General features: G+C 47.1%; 12 protein-coding genes and 1 tRNA gene. 3 read left to right on the top strand and 10 right to left on the bottom strand.

Annotation, left to right across the window (positions count from 1 at the left end):
• Window positions 1-710: 710 nt before the first annotated feature.
• Both J7619_RS16545 and J7619_RS16540 read left to right on the top strand, forming a co-directional pair.
• Window positions 711-1,817 (top strand): hypothetical protein, encoded by a 1,107-nt coding sequence (locus J7619_RS16545; protein WP_291200670.1) that lies wholly within the window; start codon window positions 711-713, stop codon window positions 1,815-1,817.
• Window positions 1,818-1,838: 21 nt separating this feature from the next.
• A complete protein-coding gene (locus tag J7619_RS16540) occupies window positions 1,839-4,019 on the top strand; it encodes a S8 family peptidase (protein WP_291200667.1) in 2,181 nt (726 codons plus the stop codon).
• 407 nt (window positions 4,020-4,426) lie between these two features.
• On the opposite strand, the gene J7619_RS16535 is transcribed toward J7619_RS16540, so the two are convergent.
• The 5 genes from J7619_RS16535 to J7619_RS16515 all read right to left on the bottom strand — a co-directional run bounded on the left by J7619_RS16535 (window position 4,427) and on the right by J7619_RS16515 (window position 11,329).
• Window positions 4,427-4,500 (bottom strand) — tRNA-Pro (locus J7619_RS16535).
• A gap of 126 nt (window positions 4,501-4,626) precedes the next feature.
• Window positions 4,627-8,058 (bottom strand): efflux RND transporter permease subunit, encoded by a 3,432-nt coding sequence (locus J7619_RS16530; protein ID WP_291200664.1) that lies wholly within the window; start codon window positions 8,056-8,058, stop codon window positions 4,627-4,629.
• Window positions 8,059-8,175: 117 nt separating this feature from the next.
• On the bottom strand, window positions 8,176-9,306 hold the full coding sequence (locus tag J7619_RS16525) for an efflux RND transporter periplasmic adaptor subunit (protein ID WP_291201612.1): 1,131 nt from the start codon (window positions 9,304-9,306) through the stop codon (window positions 8,176-8,178).
• Between the two features lie 45 nt (window positions 9,307-9,351).
• The gene (locus J7619_RS16520; protein WP_291200661.1) at window positions 9,352-10,713 is read right to left on the bottom strand and encodes a TolC family protein; all 1,362 of its coding nucleotides are present in this window, start codon (window positions 10,711-10,713) and stop codon (window positions 9,352-9,354) included.
• A complete protein-coding gene (locus J7619_RS16515; RefSeq protein WP_291200658.1) occupies window positions 10,688-11,329 on the bottom strand; it encodes a TetR/AcrR family transcriptional regulator in 642 nt (213 codons plus the stop codon). The genes J7619_RS16520 and J7619_RS16515 overlap by 26 nt, the downstream gene beginning before the upstream one ends.
• A 549-nt stretch (window positions 11,330-11,878) precedes the next feature.
• Here J7619_RS16515 and J7619_RS16510 point away from each other — a divergent pair.
• A complete protein-coding gene (locus J7619_RS16510) occupies window positions 11,879-13,372 on the top strand; it encodes an arginine decarboxylase (RefSeq protein ID WP_291200655.1) in 1,494 nt (497 codons plus the stop codon).
• A gap of 241 nt (window positions 13,373-13,613) precedes the next feature.
• On the opposite strand, the gene J7619_RS16505 is transcribed toward J7619_RS16510, so the two are convergent.
• From J7619_RS16505 to J7619_RS16485, 5 genes are all read right to left on the bottom strand, one after another.
• The gene (locus J7619_RS16505; RefSeq protein WP_291200652.1) at window positions 13,614-14,138 is read right to left on the bottom strand and encodes an HAD family hydrolase; all 525 of its coding nucleotides are present in this window, start codon (window positions 14,136-14,138) and stop codon (window positions 13,614-13,616) included.
• A 2-nt stretch (window positions 14,139-14,140) separates the two neighbouring features.
• A complete protein-coding gene (gene hemE, locus J7619_RS16500; RefSeq protein ID WP_291200649.1) occupies window positions 14,141-15,169 on the bottom strand; it encodes a uroporphyrinogen decarboxylase in 1,029 nt (342 codons plus the stop codon).
• Between the two features lie 48 nt (window positions 15,170-15,217).
• Window positions 15,218-15,619, bottom strand: coding sequence for a hypothetical protein (locus J7619_RS16495; RefSeq protein WP_291200646.1), 402 nt, complete (start codon window positions 15,617-15,619; stop codon window positions 15,218-15,220).
• Window positions 15,616-16,290, bottom strand: a complete 675-nt coding sequence (locus J7619_RS16490; RefSeq protein ID WP_291200643.1) for a DUF433 domain-containing protein — start codon at window positions 16,288-16,290, stop codon at window positions 15,616-15,618. Before J7619_RS16490 ends, J7619_RS16495 begins: the two co-directional genes overlap by 4 nt.
• A gap of 108 nt (window positions 16,291-16,398) precedes the next feature.
• The gene (locus tag J7619_RS16485; RefSeq protein WP_291200641.1) at window positions 16,399-18,846 is read right to left on the bottom strand and encodes a TonB-dependent receptor; all 2,448 of its coding nucleotides are present in this window, start codon (window positions 18,844-18,846) and stop codon (window positions 16,399-16,401) included.
• Window positions 18,847-18,900: the final 54 nt, after the last annotated feature.

Raw genomic sequence — 18,900 nt, 5'->3', positions numbered from 1 at the left:
GGAGTACCAGGTATTGGAAAGAATCTGGAATGCATAGCTGAAATCCTGTCTTAAAAAAGATGCTTGGGGTTGAAGAACAAATTTTCACCTTTAATATAAAATTTACCATCCGAATAACCAGCCCACTTTCTGGTTTATATCCTCTTTCACCACGTGCAAGTGAAAAAGTAAAAGTTTGGACTTTTTCCAGCTCCCTTCTAACAAATGACAACCTGGCAAGGCTCTGTCACTATAGATGTGAACCTTTGTATAGAACAAATAGAATGACTAACCGATAATATATGTTCTTGTTACTTGAATTGTGTTCCGCAAGGTTCTACAATATATTTCTTGATTCTGATCATGTAATCAGTATGTAGCACTTCTTTAAAGAAAAATCACTTAAAAGAAAATGAGTGATACACGCCTACTTATAGAAAAATTTTTATGAAATTATATTTTTTGTAAAACGACAGTTAATCATTATAAAATAGTGTTATTAGTGCGATATTAATATTAATGCTTGCTTTATGAAAAAAGTGAAGTACCTTTCATCGGTTACTAGTGTTATGAAAATTGAAAGCTCCTTAGTTGAATGAGATTGATTTAGGAGGAAGAGATGAGCTATATCAACAAAAGCTTCCAATATTTCATCAGATTCTTAATTGTTTAAAGGTGAATCCCGAAAAACCTTCAACAGAGTAGGGGAAATAATTAACCAATTTCCAATAATGAAAAAAATAATGCGTAAGCTTGTACTGCCCTCGTTTTTATTTCTGTCAGCAAATGTCATGTATGGGCAGACCAAGGTAATCAACCCCGATTCTGCTCGTTCTGCAAGGATGCAGAGTTTTTCCGGAACTGTTACCTACGATGGGTCAGGCGCGGGAACAGGTGGAGCCAATGGGACATACGTTGGTTACAATGCCGGACATACGACCACAGGGGATAGAAATTCATTTTATGGTGCTGAATCGGGCTATTTGAATTCGACAGGTATTAGTAACAACTATTTTGGGCATCAGTCAGGCTATTCCAGCACCAGTTCGACAGGGAATAGTTTCTTTGGCTCTCGCACCGGTTATTCCACAACTACCGGAGGAACGAATAGTTTCTTTGGGAACCTTTCAGGATACTCAACAACAACTGGGGAGAACAATACATACTTGGGATACTATACAGGCTATGCCAACACTACCGGTACACGTAATGTATTGATTGGTGCACACGCAGGTTCACCGAATACCGCTGGAAACTATAATACCATGTTGGGCAATAGGGCCGGTTTTACTAATGTTGCCGGGTCAGGAAACGTTTTTCTTGGGTACTACGCTGGTGGACAGGAGCTTGGTAGTAATAAACTATACATTGCCAATTCAAATACTACAACACCGCTTATTTATGGAGATTTTGCAACGACCAAACTAACCCTCAACGGAAAAACATCAATTGGTACCGCCAATTTTCCAGATTCAATTGGAAGTGCAAATATCAGCAACTATAAATTATATGTGAAAGGTGGAATCTTGGCTGAACAAGTCCGGGTACGGACCGGCTGGGCAGACTACGTTTTTAAGGGTGATTATGTCTTGAAAAACCTACCAGAGGTTGAGGCATTCATTCTAGAAAAAGGGCACTTGCCAAATGTCCCGTCAGCCAAAACAGTTGAAGAACAAGGTTTAGATTTAGGCGATATTGCCCGAATCCAGCAAGAAAAAATAGAAGAGCTCACATTATATCTAATTAATCAAAACAAAATCATCGAACGTCAGCAAATAGAGATGAAGAGATTGGGTGAAAGAGTTGATAGTTTGGAGCGTATAAACACAAATAGATAATTACTCAACCAATCGAGCAATATGAGAGCGATTTTATTTTCAACTCTTTTGGTAGGCTGTATTTTCTCCAGGCCAGCTACTGCGCAGACCGCTGAGGAGATTTCCTGGATACAAAAAAGAACCGACGTGAAAGGCTTGCTGAACCTCGCGCGAGCCGAGGATCTCAAGTATCAGCAACTCCAAATCCGGCTTAACCAGTTTGTAAAGAATTTCGGGTGGCAGCGGAGAAAGTTGGGTGAGAACTCAAAACCACTAATATTAACGGGAATCACACGGGATAACAAGCCTGTATATGTGGAGGCACTGGATTCTCAGGGAAACCTTACGGTCCGTTCTAATTCTCTGTACTCCGGTGGTAGCCTGGGACTAGACCTGCATGGCGAAAATATGACTGCAGCAGTATTTGACTGGAGCGGAATCAACACCGCTCATATGGCATTAGAAAATAGAGCAACCGTAAAGGATGGGATATTTTATAGTTACAATCCTAGCGACGAGGATGACTACCATTCTACCGCTGTTGCAGGGCAGATCATAGGTTCCGGTGCTTTTAATTCAGACTATGTGGATGGGAGTGGATTCAACTGGGGGCAGGCTATTGGAATTGCTTATAAAGCAAATGTTGATGGCTATTTGCTTTCGAATGATGCATCGAAAGCAAGCGCAGCGGCCATGAATGGGTTATTGGTGTCTAACCATTCTTATGGTTCGAAGACCGTTGGTCCAGTCGTAAACCCTTCCAGTTTCTACGATGAAAGAGCTGAAGCATTTGACGATATTATGCACATGGCGCCTTACTATCTATCAATTTGGGCGGGCGGCAACAACAACAACGCAACTGCGACGGACAGGTTAAATACCCATGCAGTTGGAAAAAATAGCATTGCCGTTGCTGGTGTAGAGGAATACGTCAATTATTCTGGCCCTGGGCTGGTCACTAGGGCAGTGTCAAGTCGCGGACCAGCCGATGACTGGCGTATCAAACCAGACATTGCGGCAGTAGGCGTCAGAGTAAGAGTACCAGAGGCTAATCCGACGATTAGCCTGAACGAGTACAAGACGACAGCGGGAACGTCGTTCGCTGCACCAACAGTGACGGGGGGTGTGCTTCTCCTTCAACAGCATTACAAGAATCTTAATGGGCATTTTATGCTGGCAGCGACTGTAAAGGGGATCATGCTCCATACCACTTTTGAGGCAGGTCCTAATCCTGGTCCCGACGTTGATTTTGGCTGGGGATTGCTTAATATGGAGAGGGCTGCCAGTGCTATCACCAACAATGGGCGTGAATCGCTGATTTTGGAAGAATCTTTGCAGAATGGCGGAAATTATATGAAGGAGTTAGTCGCTTCCGGTAGTGAACCATTGGTTGCAACGATTTCCTGGACAGACCTTAAAGGCACTCCTGTCAGCGATAATGATAGAAGGGTACAATTGGTTAACGACCTGGATTCTAGGCTTACTGATAACTTGACCACTTTCTTTCCCTGGAAGCTTGACACTGCAAATGTCACTGGTCCTGCGCTGAGGGCCGACAACCGAAGGGATAATTTGGAGCGGATTGAGATAGCGAATCCTGTGCCAGGGCAGGTGTATAAACTTACCGTCAATCATAAAGGAACACTAATTGGCGGTAGCCAAAAATTTTCATTGATTGTTACGGGTCTTCAGGAATGTGTAGCCGACCGTGCTATTTCTGCTCCTGTAAACGCTACTTCCGTGGACCATCAACAAGCATCCGGCACGCTTACGGCAAGCAACTTAATTAACCCGAAAGGGGAGGCTATTTATCATGCTGGTGACGAAGTACTATTGTCTGACGGATTTGCCGCCGTTGATAGTAGCTCATTTAGAGCCTATATTGAGGGATGCTCTAACGACTATCAGTTGCGCAAAGGCACCAACGAAAGAGAGGTTGTGACATTTAATAACCCTCCCCTTACCAAAACAGTCGCCGAGTATCAGCTTCCTAAAAGTGCAGTATATCCCAACCCTGGGTCTGGAGTGTTTAAAGTAAAGCTAGGCACTTTGGGGACAGGTGATGTACAAGTCACGTCAACGGACGGTACCTTAATTTTCAACCAGGATTTTAAGCAAAAAAGCGAGCTGGATGTTGATTTGAGGAAGGCAACGTCGGGTATTTACATCCTTAGGGTAACAACAAAGGAAAAAGTGTTAACCCATAAGATTATAAAAAAATAAATGTTCAACAAAAAACATGTCGAACTTCTATTGAAATTGATGAATGCTTTTTGAGCTTTATTCGCGCAAAATGTTCACCATAGAGTAATATTAAATATTAAGAAGAGTGCTGATTATTTGGCACTCTTCTTATTTTATAGAGAAGTCGTTATCCTTTCGGATTGACAGCTAATGCCTTCTTTTTTATGTTGCCTTTGCTTCTTACCGAGCTAAGGCTTAGAGTCCTTTAGCAATTAGATAAAGTTTGAATCTCCCAGCATTGCCTGTTCCCAACGTTCCGCGCAAGACTGGGATTGCAAGGTGAGTTGGCCAAAGTAGGCAAAAATGAATCGTAAAGACCAAAAAAATGTTCGACCTAATGAAAAAGCCACTCACAACTCTTGGTCGTAAGTGGCTGATTTCCAATGTCGGGATGACAAGATTCGAACTTGCGACCCCTAGCACCCCATGCTAGTGCGCTACCGGGCTGCGCTACATCCCGAACTTTTCAAGAATGCCTTACGGCTGTTCTTTGGGGTTGCAAATCTAAGAATGTTTTGGATTATTGTTCATTTCAGGTTGAAAAAAATTGAATCAGCCCGAAATGAACAATAAATGTGCCGTCAGTCTAGATCGACTCGTTCTGCCAGTTAGGGTTCACGACATCGACTTTGCCTTTACGGAACCATTTGTCGCGGACGCGCTCGTTGACGTAGTACATACAAGGTACCATGATGAGCGTCAGCAAGGTTGAGAATGTCAGACCGAAAATGATCGTCCAGGCAAGGATATTCCAGAACACCGAACTAGGGCCTCCGACGATCAGGTGGGGTTGGAGGTCGCGGAATAGGCCGACAAAGTCGACGGTGATACCCAAGGCAAGCGGTACCAGACCGAGTACGGCCGCAGAAGCGGTGAGTAGTACCGGGGTCAGACGAATCGCCCCACCTTCAATAATGGCCTCGCGCATCGGGTACCCACGCCCGCGGAGCTCTTCGATGAACTCGATGAGTAGAATACCGTTTTTCACCACAATACCAGCCAATGCGATGATACCTACGCCGGACATAATGATCGAGAAATCTTTCTGGAAGATCACAAAACCAAGCAGTACGCCGATCAGCGAAAGTACGATCGTGAAGAAAATAATGAACGGCTTGATGACTGAGTTGAATTGCGTGGCCAGGATGAGGTAAATCAGCATAATCGCCGCACCAAATGCCGTTCCGAGGAACGACATGGATTCGGCCTGTTCTTCCTGTTCACCACCCATTTTAATGATATACCCGTTAGGAACTTCCATGTCCGCAATCAGCGTCTGGATCTGCCCTACGATCTCGTTGGCGTTGTAGCCCGGCAATACATCCGAACCCAACGTAACAATACGGCGCTGGTCCTGTCTGTTGATCTGACTGAAAGTGGTGGAGTAGTGGATATTCGCCACGGACGTAATAGGCACTTGTCTCAATGCGCCACCCATGTTCATATCGCGGTAAACCACGTTGAGGCTTAGCAGTTTCTCAATCTGCTCGCGATCGTCTTTTTCAAGTCTTACCATGATCGGGTACTCGTCCTTGTCGTCGCGGAATTTGGATACTTCCAAACCAAACAATGCGGTGCGGACAGCCAATGCGATCTGCTGCGAACTGATCCCTTCACGCTGTGCCTTTTCACGGTCGATGTCGATCACGATTTCGGGCTTGTTGGTAACGAGGTCGGAGCGGAGCTGATCAATACCTTCGATACCCGAATCCTGTACTTTTTTGAGTACGTCTTTTTCCAGTTTTTGAAGTACTTCAAATTCATCGCCGGAAATTTCGATCGAAATAGGTTTACCGGTAGGCGGACCGACGGCTTCACGTTCCACGGAGATTTCGGCGCCTGGAATACCGGCTACGGCATCGCGGATTTTGCGAAGGATCGCTTCGGAAGACCTGCCGCCGCGTTCGGTACCATACACGAATGCTACGGTCACTTTCGATTTGTGAGGCGTGGCAGAACGGTCGGGGTTGTACGGGTCACCCGCGTTTTTACCGACGTTGGCTATCACGGAGTTGACCATATCCATGGCCTTTTCCTTCTCCAAAACATCAAAAACACGCTTTTCAATGATTTTGGTCACGGAGTCAGTCACACGGGCGTCCGTTCCGATCGGTAATTTGTTGTAGACATACACGTAATCGGGATCTCCGCTCGGGAAGAACAATACTTTGGGCTGCGCGATGCCGGTAATGATAAATGTAGCAATCAGCAGGAAGAACACGCCTATAATCGCAACCACCGGGCGCCATCCCCTGAGCAGCCAGTCGATGAGTTTACGATAACCGTTTTTCAACGCAGGCAGCAGGTTATCCTGGAATGGGACCAGAATGCGTGGTGTAAGAATGTAGTGGTTAAAAATCCAGAGTATCAATATAAATACAAAGAAATTACCCACACCACGATCGGCCAGATAGCCTAGTGCTGCTGCTACTGCAAGTATAATGACCGGCCGGCGGATCGCCTTGAAACTGGTATCGTGCGCTTCTTTTTCGTCGTCATGACGGCCCATGAACGACACCGCAAACACCGGGTTCATCACATAAGCCACAAAAAGCGAGGCACCGAGTGTAATAATGAGCGTCAGCGGCATGAACTTCATGAATTCGCCGACTATCCCCGACCAGAAAAGCAGCGGGAAGAATGGTGCGATGGTTGTGAGCGTACCGGAAAGCACTGGAATGAACACCTCGCCGGCGGCTGCTTTCACCGCCTGCTGGATCGTCCAGTCTTTATGCATATTGAACAGGCGGTGCGTGTTCTCGATTACCACAATCGCATCATCCACTACCAGACCGATACCCAGCAGGAATGCGAAGAGTACGATGGTATTCAGGGTAAATTCGGTGCCTACCATCGGACCAATAATAGGCATTAATACAAATGCCACTAATGCCGACAATGGTACCGAAAGCCCGACGAATATCGCGTCGCGCACGCCCATGAAGAACATCAGTACGAGTACCACGAAAATAAAGCCGAGTACTACGGTATTGATCAGGTCATGCAAATCAGCACGGGTCTGGATCGACTGGTCGGCTGTAATTTTAATATCCAGACCGGCAGGGAAACGGTTTTCCTTGTAATCCGCTATTACATTTTCAATCTTGTCGGCCGCGTCGACGAGGTTCTCTCCCGAACGTTTGATGACGTTCAGGGTAATTACCGATTTGTTGGCCAGACGTGCGAAATCCTGCTGTTCTTCAAAGCTGTCTACTACCTGGGCAATGTCGCCGAGGCGGACAGTAGCGCCTGTGGACGTGCGTATGCGGATATTCGCCATGTCGTCCACGTTCGTGTATTCGCCTTTCACACGCAATGTGCGGCGCACGCCCTGTACGTTCAGTTCTCCACCCGAAACGTTGATGTTCTCACCCTGGACGGCGGTCTGAACATCGTAAAATGTCAAACCTGTCGATTTCATACGGTCCAGATTTACATTGATCTGGATTTCGCGGTTCAATGCGCCGAGGATATCCACCCGGGTGATTTCAGGCAATGCCTCGATTCCGTCTTGCAGGTCTTCGGCGTATTCTTTCAGTTGTTTCAAAGAATAGTTACCTGCAATGTTGACGTTCATGATCGGGAACTCCGAGAAGTTCACGTCCTGGGCTGTCGGGCCGGAGTCGAGGTTCTGGGGTAAGTCGGTTTTGGCTTTATCGACCGCATCCCGCACCCTTTGCAGGGCCACTTCCACGGCCACGTCCGGCGTAAATTCCACCAGGATAACCGAAACGTCCTGCAATGCATTGGATTTAATCTTCTTGACCCCATTGAGGGATTTGAGCTGCTTTTCGATCGGTTTGTTGATCGTGTTTTCGATATCGGCCGGCGCCGTCCCAAAATACACCGTATTGATGTAAATCTGTGGGATCTTAATGTCCGGGAACTGCTCCTTCGGCAGGTTATTGTAGACCATGAACCCCGCCAGCGTGATGATGAACGTAAAGATGTAGATCGTCGTCCTGTTCTCTACGCACCAGTTGGTGAAGCTTAAGGTTTTATATTCGCTGAATTTCATAATGTTGAATGAGTGAATGAGTGAATGACTGAATGATTGAATGAGTGGATGACCGAATGACGGACAATACCTGACTCACTGACTATTGCTGACCTTTTGTGGTCGTCACTCTTCATATTAGTAGCTGATCGGCTGGCCGTCGGACACTTCCTGGTAGCCCAGCGTGATCAACGCATCGCCTGCTGACAATCCGGAAAGGATCTCGACTTTGCCATTGTAGCTCAGGCCGGTCTTCACTTCTTTTGCTTTGGCTACCTTTTTGTTGCCTTCGGTAACGGCTACGTACACCACATTCCCTTTCTCCGTGCTTTGGACATAGTTCTGGTCGATTGCCAGTGCATTCTTGCTGGTGGCATCGTTGATCTGCACCTGCGCCATCATATTAGGTTTGATAGCACGGTCGGAAGGCAGATTGGCCTCAATGGTGAATGTTCTGGAGAGCGGATCAACCGCGGTGCTCACGAATGAAATTCTCGCTTTGAATTCCTTTTTCAGGTCAGGGAATTTGACGATCACTTCATCGCCTTTTTTCACGCTGGCAGCATAAACGTCCGATACTTTGGCCAAAACTTTGAGGTTGGCCAGGTTCACTACGCGAACTACGCCTACGCCCGGGGAAGCCATTTCACCTACTTTCACATTCACGAGGTCCACCACGCCTGCCATTGGCGATACGATATTCGTCTGCGAAAGCTGGGTATTCAGCGTAACCAGTTTCTTTTCCAGCGATTCCTTGTTGTTTTTCGCCTGCAGGTATTGCAGTTCGGTGCCGATCTTCTGGTCCCACAGGTTCTTTTGCTTTTCATAAAGCGTATTGGCGAGGCTGAGCGAAGTTTTCAATTCTTCAATAGATTCGGTCAGAATGCTGTTATCGATCTTCCCGATCACGCTTCCGGCTTTTACCGCGTCGCCTTCCTTGACATACATGGCCACGATCACACCGCCTGTTTTAGGTGTAACCAGCACGTTGTTTTTTGCGTCGACAGTGCCTTGCAGCTCTACATAATGCTTGAATGTCTCGGCATTCAGCGTGTCGATCGATACGGGCTTTATTTTGGCTTCCGTCGTTTTCTTGGGATCCAGTTTCGCGATTTCGATTTCAAGCTCCTTGATTTTCTTGGCGCTCTCGACTTGTCCCGCTTTCAGCGCGGCAAGCTCTTCTTTTTTGCCCTCCAAACCTTCTTTCTTAGCAGAGCAGGAGGCCATGATGGTGGCAACAGCGGTTATAATCAGAATATTGGTTTTCATGGTATTGGTAAGTAGCTGTTTCAATTTTGTTAAGTGTTAATGGTATTATTCGGAATAAAGCTCGCCTCTGGCCTTGCTGTGATCCACTTTGGCAATCATCAGGTCGTACAATGCGGTGAAGTAGTTCGTCTGCGCTTCCTTCAAAGAAGATTCGGCATTAATCACCTCTATGTTTGAGCCTACGCCTTCTTTGTATTTGATTTTCGAGACGCGTACGATCTCTTCGGCGAGCGTCAGGTTCCGTTTCTGGGTTTCCAGCGTAGCAAATGCATTTCTGATATTAATGCTCGCCTGGTTGTTTTCCAGATCGATCGACTGTTTCAGCAAGTTCTGGTTGTTCTTCACCTTGTCGATCGCGATTTTCTTCTGCGCGATCTGGTACTTTTTGGTGAAACCATCGAAGATCGGAATGTTCAGGTTCACAGCCAGTACCATGTTGTTGAACCATGGATTATTGAATAGCTGGGAAAATTTATCCATACCAGCATTGTATCCGTAACCCAGCGATGCCGATAAGCTGGGCAGATAGCCGGCGCGCACATTGCGCAAGTCGAGCATGGCCAATTTCTCCTGGGTATTCAATAAGGAGTATTCAATTCTCTTCTCATAGCTCACGTCCAGGCTCTCCGACTCCGACCGGAGCTCGGCTACGTTTACCGCATTGATATCGTCCGTCAGCTTAATGGGCTCGTTCGCCGGCATGCCCATCTGGAAACGCAGCAATGCATAGCTCAGCTCGATCAGGTTCTGTACCTTCTGGCGCTCGGTTTGCAGGTTGTTGATTTGCACTTCTAGACGGTTTACATCGAGCAGCTCCACAAAGCCGCTGGCGTTCATGGCCTTCGTCTCGCGCATGGACGAGTCTACGCGGGCGATGTTCAGGTCGAGCAGCTTGGCGCGTTCTTCCGCCACCTGAGCCGAGTAGTAGGCCTTCGTTACCGCTTCGGCAACAGTTACTTTCGATGAAGTGGTACTCTTTTGGGCCAGTTCGCGGTAAGTTGCTGCCGCTTTCAACCCGATGAAATAGGAGCCGTTGAATATCAGCTGATTCAGGTTAGCAGACGCAGAACCTTGCCACGGGATACCAAACTTCACAGCGCTTGGTGGTGCGTCGTCCGGTGCCGATGGGTCGAAAGTCTTGGCAGGCAAAAAGAACCTTGGAATGATAATGTTGTTGGTCAACGAAACGGCCCCAGTAACCTGTGGCAAGCCCGCCGCACGGATTTCACCAATGCGCGCCTCGGCCGAAACGGCGTCGAGCTGTGCATTCTTGACATTCAGATTGTGCTTGATCGCGTAATCAACGGCCTCTTTTAATGAATAGCCGGTTTGTGCATGAAGTGGTACAAAATTGATCAGTGCCGCGAGCAGCATCAAAGTGCTACGTATTGTTCTGGCATTTTTCATGGATATTGAGTTCAGTTGCTGGTTTATCTTTTATGGTGTTGTAGTATTCAAAGCCTTTTTCCGAAAGTATCCCCCTCAAAAAGTGCCCGAGAAACTGGGTTTGCACGTGCATGATATTGAATTTCTTGGCGGGGTAAACGGTCGGGTCGAAAGCAAGCACGATCTGCTCCACACGCAGGAGCGAGAGTACATCCACGTCGATGTCAGGCCGGTATAGACCCATTTCGATTCCTCTGAGGAGGTTTTCCCGCATGTTTTTGATAATGAACTCGTGTTTGTAGTTCTGAAACAGCTCCCAGGCATTGGGATAATACTTTTTCAGATCATACAGCAGCGTGGGATTCATGTCGGCAAGCGTTTCCTGCATTTGCACTGTGGCGTACATCGCTTCCTCAATGGGGTTCTCGGCGAGCTCTTCCAGTTTCTCCATTTCGCATTTCTGGGTCCGGATCTCTTCCTGTATCACAAGGGCGAGAATGGCCTCCTTGTCGGAGTAATGCTGATAAATGGTACGCTTCGAAATCCCCAGGTCGCGGGCAATGTCGTCCATCGTGACGCTACGGATGCCATAACGCCAGAAAAGGTTCAATGCCGATTTGATAATTCGCTCTTTCACAGCGACAAATTTGAAATTTTCGAATGACAAAAACTAAGAAAACTCTGAGAATGTTTAAAGTTTTCTGTGAATTAGTAGTCAATAATTGGCAAAGAAGACACAAGTGTGGCGAAAAATAACCTTTAAACGCTGGTTATTAGCGGTTTTGGTGGCATTTGGGCCGTTTGCAGAGCGCGGCCTTTTTGAGAGAAATCATAGGATGGTTTTTAGCTGTTGAGAAATGTATAAATTTTGAATAGGATTATATTTAGAATAAATAGTCCAACACAAGGCGCTGTGAATGAGCGCGGAACCGGAAGCAGTTGGTGCGATTTCCGAATTTCCGGCCTGAAAATAGGTAGCACGGGGCCGGTTGGTCAATTAAATAATTATTAAGCGGGGATTTTCAGGTATGAACTTGGCAAATAGAGAGATAAATTGCTTTCGAATGGGAATGATTTGCCAGTGATCCGTGTTTGGAAATGACACATATTCTGACCAATTTTCGGGTCATTTTCGTTCCTATTTTTTAACCCCAATTCACTAATTGCCATCGCGACAAACAAATCAATGAAAAGCTACATTGACCTGATTCAGCAGACGTTCGAGTTTCCGACCATGGAGTTCAACGTTGATAACAATGAATTGCTGTTCAACAATGTACCTCTGATGGATATCATCAAGGAACATGGTACGCCGTTAAAGATCAATTACCTGCCTAAGATCGGAGAACATATAGAGAATGCCAACATGTTCTTCCGTAATGCCTTCAAAAGACACAACTACAAAGGCACTTATACCTATTGCTACTGCACGAAATCGTCGCATTTCAGCTTTGTGCTGGAAGAGGCCCTGAAGCACAACATCCATATCGAGACGTCTTCCGCTTTCGATATTCCCATTATCCGGGAGCTTTACCGCCGCGGCAAAGTCAATAAGAGCACGTACATTCTGGCGAATGGCTACAAGCTGCCGCGCTACACGCAATACCTGAGCGAGTTGATCAACGAAGGTTTCAATGTGGTGCCGATTCTGGATAACCTTAAAGAAATCGAATCGTACGAGCAACAGGTAACGGCAGATTCGGTGCATTTCGGCATGCGCATCGCGACGGACGAGGAACCGAATTTTGCGTTCTATACGTCACGTCTGGGTATCCGCTATAACGACGTGCAGCAGCTTTATAAGGAGAAAATCGAGCCGAACCCTCGTTTCAAGCTCAAAATGCTGCACTTCTTCATTAATACCGGTATCAAGGACAGTGCCTATTATTGGAGCGAATTGACCCGCTTCATGTTCAAATACTGCGAAATGAAGAAGATCTGCCCTGACCTCGATTCGATCGACATTGGTGGGGGCCTTCCGATTCAGACTTCGCTGCAATCCAACTACGATTACCAGCAGATGATCGACGAGATCATCGAAAACATCCAGTGGATCTGCAACAAGAACAACGTTCCTGTTCCGCACATTTTCACAGAGTTTGGAAGCTATACGGTGGGAGAGAGCGGCGCGGTGATTTATGAAATCATCGACAAAAAGCTCCAAAACGATAAAGAGCTCTGGTACATGATCAATGGTTCGTTCATTACCCAGCTTCCCGATTCGTGGGGTATGAACCAGAAGTACATTATGCTGCCGATCAATAACTGGGATAATCCTTATCAAAAGGTCAATCTCGGCGGATTAACGTGCGACTCGCAGGATTTCTATAACAGCGAAATGCACAGCGCAGATTTGTACATGCCGATTTTCGAAGACAACGAGCCGCAATATATTGGCTTCTTCCACACCGGTGCGTACCAGGAGTCACTCGGTGGTTATGGCGGTATTCAACACTGCCTGATCCCTGCACCGAAGCATGTGCTGATCGATCGCGACGAGGAAGGCCGTTTAACGACCCGCGTTTTTGCGGAGGAACAGAACAGCGACTCGATGTTGAGGGTGTTAGGTTTCAAGGAAGAACCATTCGGCCCTCAGGACCGTGCTCCGCAGGACCGTCAGCCGCAGAAGGATACCAAAGCGGTCGAGCCCGAGGAGGAGCTGGCGGAAACAAAAATCTGACCCCGTATATAAAGTTCTTTGAATGAGTTCGTTATTAGTCAGGCTAAAACGCTCATTCAAAGAACTTAATTTTATATTTTTGTAGTGACAAAATCTTATACGAACTGGAAAATGAAAAAGATCTTACTTCTTGTAGCTGTTTGCGGAACATTGGCGGTGGCATCATCTTGCACCAAACACGCCTGCCCTGCTTACGGATCAATACAGAAAACGCAGCCTGCGCCGGTAGTAAAAGCTTAATTTACTGCTTCAATATCAGTCTGGCTGCTTCCAGTAAATTCACAGCGGTATAATCTCCCGTCGATTCTTCTGCATTCGGGATGATGTGAACCGTTTTCAAACCCACATTCTTTCCTGCTTCCATATCCCTGTCCCGGTCGCCGATCATCCATGATTGCGCGGGATCGATATCATATTTAGCAATGGCCTTCTCAATCAGTAAAGATCCCGGCTTCCGCGACAATGAGTTGCCGGAATAGGCGGGGTGATAAGGTGAGAAATACAGGTCGTCGAGGGCATTACCCGAAGCGTCTTGCATAGCTTCGTGAATAGCATAAACATCATCCGCCGTGTAAAGCCCCTTGGCGATACCCGCCTGGTTTGTGATGACAATTAACAGGAAACCAGCCTCTTTCAGCATTCGCAATGCGTCCACAACCCCTTCGGGAATAACGAGCTCTTCCAGCTTGTACAAATAATCCGGGCAATCCTCGTTCAGTACTCCGTCGCGGTCGAGGAATATGCATTTGTTTTGGTGCAAAGCCATATTTACAGGGAAGAATACTCTTTAACCGCCTCGATGAAGCACCGTACCTTGTCGGGGTCGGTGTCGGGATAAACGCCGTGACCGAGGTTGGCAATGTAACGCTGTGTACCAAACTGGTTCACCATTTTCTTCACCTCCGCCCGGATCTGGTCGTACGAAGAATACAGTACGCAGGGGTCAAGGTTACCTTGTAAAGTTTTGTTCGGGATCAGCTCGCGCGACTCGGCGATGTCCATATTCCAGTCGAGACCCACTACCGAGCAGTTCAGTTCACCAATTTCTTTTCTGGCGAAGAATGCCCCTTTGGCGAAAACAGTCACCGGTACTTCGGTAATGGCGTCGCAAATCTGTTTGATGTAAGGCAGCGAGAATACGCGATATTGCTCCGGCGACAAAATGCCCGCCCAGGAATCGAAAAGTTGTACAATGTCGGCACCGGCAGCGATCTGCGCTTTGAGATAGGCGATCGTGCTGTCGGTGATTTGTTGTAATAATGTATGCGAAAATTCGGGATTGGCGTACAGATGCTTTTTCGCAACCGAGAAGGTCTTGGAGCCTTTACCTTCCGTCATGTAGCAGAAGATCGTGAAGGGTGCACCCGCGAAACCGATCAGCGGAACGCGGCCTGCGAGGCCTTCCTTCGTAATCTTAATAGCGTCCAGTACATATTTCAGGTCCGTTTCCGGCTCGGCAATATGTAGTTTTTGCAGGTCGCCCAACGTATGCACCGTGCTTGGGAAAACGGGCCCGCGTTGTTCCACCATTTCATAAGGCAGTCCCATCGCCTCGGGAATGACCAGGATATCGGAAAATATTATGGCAGCGTCCACACCCAGCAAGTCGACGGGTTGCAGGGTCACTTCCGCTGCCATTTCAGGAGTAGTGGCAAGGTTGATAAAACTTCCGGCTTTCTCGCGAACGGCCCGGTATTCTGCAAGGATGCGTCCGGCCTGGCGCATCATCCAAACAGGCGTACGTTCGGTCTTCTCCCCCCGTGCCGCCCGAAGCAAAAGGTCATTTTTCAGATTCATGCGGCAAAGGTAGGGAGAAAGTGGTTATGGCGGAGTGGTGAGGTGTATTTATAGTCGCTCAAAGTCATTGCCTCGCGATGTGCACCTAAATGCAAATGGCCGTTTCCCTTTACAATGCTTCTTAATATCGCGCCAACGTTTGATGATCTGTTCAACCATTTCCCAATACTGGTAGCCGGTTTTGGATGGCAGGCTCAGGAAAAATACTCCAACATTAAACTTTTCAAATAATTCGCGTTGACTTCTCGTGCGGTGAATATTGAGATCCTGGGTAATAACAACAGCACCCTCCTCACCAATTTTGGGTAACCATTCTTCATCTTTGGCACCACGTCCGAAGGTACTTTCTATCGAATGCACTTCAAATTGGTCTCCATTTGGTTTTTCAAGGATAGCCAGCCCCACGGCAATGTGCGGTGAGATGTTTTCGTCGATGTAAATTTTTGTCATGCTGCCGCCCGGTGATAGTTGATAGCGTCATTCACTTGCCCAGGCTTTAGGTTGTAAAGTCTGCTAATCATGCTAACCGACTCGCCGCCCCTGAAAAGATTGAAGATAGTTTCTGTCAATATATTTGTTCCCTCTATAATTGGTTGTCCAAACTGCCTTTTTGGATCGATCACAACATCATGATTTCGCCCCATTGGGAAAAATCGCGCAGCCATATCATTTTGATTGAAGTCGACTTTTTTACAAAATGGGGACAAAATTTCCTTGATTGCTATCTGTAACGTCTCATCCGCATGGATGATGTTGCCGACTTCTCCGGAAAACAAAACAGCCTTGCCGTCGGTTAAAATTTGGGATTTGGCAAAAGGGTACGGTGTTTGAAAGGTTTTCGCAAGAATATGGTGCGCCTTTACAATTCTCTGGGCACTAACTCCTTCTTCCCGGAGCTGGTAAAATGTAAAGAACTCTATAAGCGTAAGAAAATTGGTAACCCTGTCGCGCCCTGCGCCGCTTGTGAAGCTAGGTTGTGCTGTTTTACTGAAATGAAGATTCCAATATTCGTTTATCCACCTGCTTACCTTGGCAGGTGTTAGTCCGAGGATGGTGGATATGTCGGTGAGCGTATAGACTCCAGTTCCGATTCCGATAAGTTCTTGATCTTCGAAAGGCATAATTAGTGAAATGTGTGTAGTGAAATCTTAAACTTCAGCAAGTTAAGAAATAAAAAGCGGCTCCGGCAAGTGTTGCCGAAACCGCTTGAAAAGTATTGGCATGTAGTTCTAGAACCTGAAATTAACCCCGATCAGGAAATTTCGCCCGGCTTGCGGAAAGTAGAAATTCTCCTGCGTGAGCACGCCTCCGTACATATAACCGTAGGTATAACCGTTCGATTCATATTTCTCGTCCAGTACATTATTGACGAGCAGATTGAATGCAATTTCGTTCGCCCACGATGGTTTGATGGTCCAGGAAAGGCGAATATCGTTGGTCAGGTAAGCGTCGAGTTTGCGGCTTTCCGTGGAGGTGTTGTCCAGGTATTGTTTCCCGACATACTTGGTCAGCAAAGCCAATTCCAGGTTTTTACGCAGAGAGTAAGTAAACTGGCTTCCTGCGATCACATTTGGTGAAAATGAAATATCCGATTTGCCGTGATCGACCATCTTGTATCCGCCATTATCATAGTCGACAATGTATTCTGTAAAGTTTTTGATCTTGTTCTGGCTGAACGTTGCGTTCGCGTTCCATTTCAGGTGATTGTTGAAAACCACGGCACCTTCCAGTTCGATACCGGTGCGGTAGCTCTTCGGTACGTTCACGCGCACGGAGCCACCCACGTCGTTGATCTGGCCGGTGAGTACGAGTTGGTTTTTATAACTCATTAAATAGTAGTTCGCCGCGAATGCCCATTTGCCTTGCTGTGTGCGGAAACCTGCTTCTACATTCTGCAAGCGCTCGCTTTTGGGGAACAGATTGGCGGTTGAGGATGTGAAATCATCTCGGTTCGGCTCGCGGTTACCGATGCTGTAAGATGCATAAACGGAACTTTGTTCAGCCAATTGATAAGTAAGACCCGCCTTTGGATTAAAGAACGAATACGACTGATCGAACGCGAGTTGAACGAGATCATTGTCTGTCCCGTGGATGGCGTGGCTCACACGACGGTATTGCAAATCGCCAAAAGCCGTCAGCCGGTCCGTGAATGCATAGTAAAGCTTTCCGTACAGGTTGAAATCCTTCTTTTTGCCAGTACTGAAATAATATTGGTGCTCATTCTCGATGTTTCCAGCATTGCGCGCCCAGATAATCTGGCCGTAATGGTCGCCGTCGTACTGGTTCCAGCCGCCGCCGAAGCTGGCAGTGAGCTTTTTGAAACTGTTGTAATCGAAAGAGAATGTAGTTCCGTAAAAGTAATTATCCAGCCAGCGGCGACGGATGAAGTCGGTGCTGGTGAGGGTGTCTTTGCCGATGATGACATTGGGAAGATTGTACTTGCTGTAATCGTCTCCCGAACGATATTGCTCATAATAGCCCAGCCCGCGGACGAGAAAAGCATTGAGGTTAAACGTCAGTTTATTACTCAGGTTATGAGAAGAAACGATCTGATAGTGATCCTGACGGTAGTTGTCTACCTCGTTTTTGTAGGTGTAAGAATTATAAGTCCGGTTATCGGAATTGAGCAGGTTTTGCGCATCTTTTTCACCCAGCGCATTCCGCTCGATGTACGCAAGGATACCTTCCCGATCGCCACGCAGCTTGGCTTCCGGCACGCCGTTCCAGGATTGGTAGGTACGTTCTTTACCCGAGAATACATTGACCCGTACAAAACTTTTTTTACCAAAATACCCGCCTGATAGGTAGTAGGAGTGCAGTTCCGAAGAAGCACGGTCTACAAAGCCGTCGGATGATACCCGCGACAGCCGCGCATCAAATGTAAACTTGTCCTTGATAAGTCCCGAACCCACTTTCAAGGTGTTTTTGAATGTGTTGAATGAGCCGTAAGAGTTATTCAGCTCCGCATAAGCCGTTTCACGAAATGCATTGGTATTGATATTCACCGAAGCGCCAAAGGCACCGGCGCCATTGGTGGAAGTTCCGACACCACGTTGGATCTGAATGCTGCTCACCGACGAGGCGAAATCCGGCATATTCACCCAGAAAACGCCCTGGCTTTCCGCGTCATTATAAGGGATACCATTCACGGTCACATTAATGCGCGTCGCATCGGAGCCACGTATGCGTATACCCGTGTAGCCCACGCCCCCACCTGCGTCGCTCGTGCTTACGAGGGATGGCGAGAAGTTGAGCAGTACCGGCAGGTCCTGTCCCATATTCTGCTTGTCGATTTGCGCGGCGGTCACATTGGTATAAGCCATACCGGTTTTGTCGTTCACGCGGGTGGCATTGATGATCACCTCGTCTGCCTGATAAGTACTTTTGTTAAGCTTGATTTCCAGTTCATTTGAAGTGCCGATCGTAATTTTTGAAGTTTGATAGCCGATATAGGAAATATCGAGGGCATCGATATTTTCGGAGATGTTTTTCAAAATAAAATGGCCATCCTTGTCGGTGCTCGTACCACGGATTTCGCCGGCTTTAATGGTCGCGCCGGGTAGCGGTTTGCCGTCTTCGGCATCGATCACATGGCCGGAGACACTTTTTTGTGCAAAAGTGAGGAGTGAGCTGGTGCTGAGCGCCAGCGCCAGCAGATAGGCAGTAATTTTTCGCATTGCGATCAATAATTACAACAGGCAGGGGCCACCTATCAGAATGTTCGATAAAAT

It is taken from the genome of Dyadobacter sp. (genome assembly GCF_017744695.1).
Lineage (GTDB): Bacteria > Bacteroidota > Bacteroidia > Cytophagales > Spirosomataceae > Dyadobacter.
Note: the sequence above shows the minus strand (reverse complement) of the source record. Positions and strands in the feature narration are given on the sequence as shown.

What these genes read in the sequence shown, in the direction of transcription:
- J7619_RS16545 (WP_291200670.1), top strand. Translation starts at nt 711, where the DNA reads ATGAAAAAAATAATGCGTAAGCTTGTACTGCCCTCGTTTTTATTTCTG.
- J7619_RS16540 (WP_291200667.1), top strand. Translation starts at nt 1,839, where the DNA reads ATGAGAGCGATTTTATTTTCAACTCTTTTGGTAGGCTGTATTTTCTCC.
- J7619_RS16530 (WP_291200664.1), bottom strand. Translation starts at nt 8,058, where the DNA reads ATGAAATTCAGCGAATATAAAACCTTAAGCTTCACCAACTGGTGCGTA.
- J7619_RS16525 (WP_291201612.1), bottom strand. Translation starts at nt 9,306, where the DNA reads ATGAAAACCAATATTCTGATTATAACCGCTGTTGCCACCATCATGGCC.
- J7619_RS16520 (WP_291200661.1), bottom strand. Translation starts at nt 10,713, where the DNA reads ATGAAAAATGCCAGAACAATACGTAGCACTTTGATGCTGCTCGCGGCA.
- J7619_RS16510 (WP_291200655.1), top strand. Translation starts at nt 11,879, where the DNA reads ATGAAAAGCTACATTGACCTGATTCAGCAGACGTTCGAGTTTCCGACC.
- J7619_RS16505 (WP_291200652.1), bottom strand. Translation starts at nt 14,138, where the DNA reads ATGGCTTTGCACCAAAACAAATGCATATTCCTCGACCGCGACGGAGTA.
- hemE (WP_291200649.1), bottom strand. Translation starts at nt 15,169, where the DNA reads ATGAATCTGAAAAATGACCTTTTGCTTCGGGCGGCACGGGGGGAGAAG.
- J7619_RS16495 (WP_291200646.1), bottom strand. Translation starts at nt 15,619, where the DNA reads ATGACAAAAATTTACATCGACGAAAACATCTCACCGCACATTGCCGTG.
- J7619_RS16490 (WP_291200643.1), bottom strand. Translation starts at nt 16,290, where the DNA reads ATGCCTTTCGAAGATCAAGAACTTATCGGAATCGGAACTGGAGTCTAT.
- J7619_RS16485 (WP_291200641.1), bottom strand. Translation starts at nt 18,846, where the DNA reads ATGCGAAAAATTACTGCCTATCTGCTGGCGCTGGCGCTCAGCACCAGC.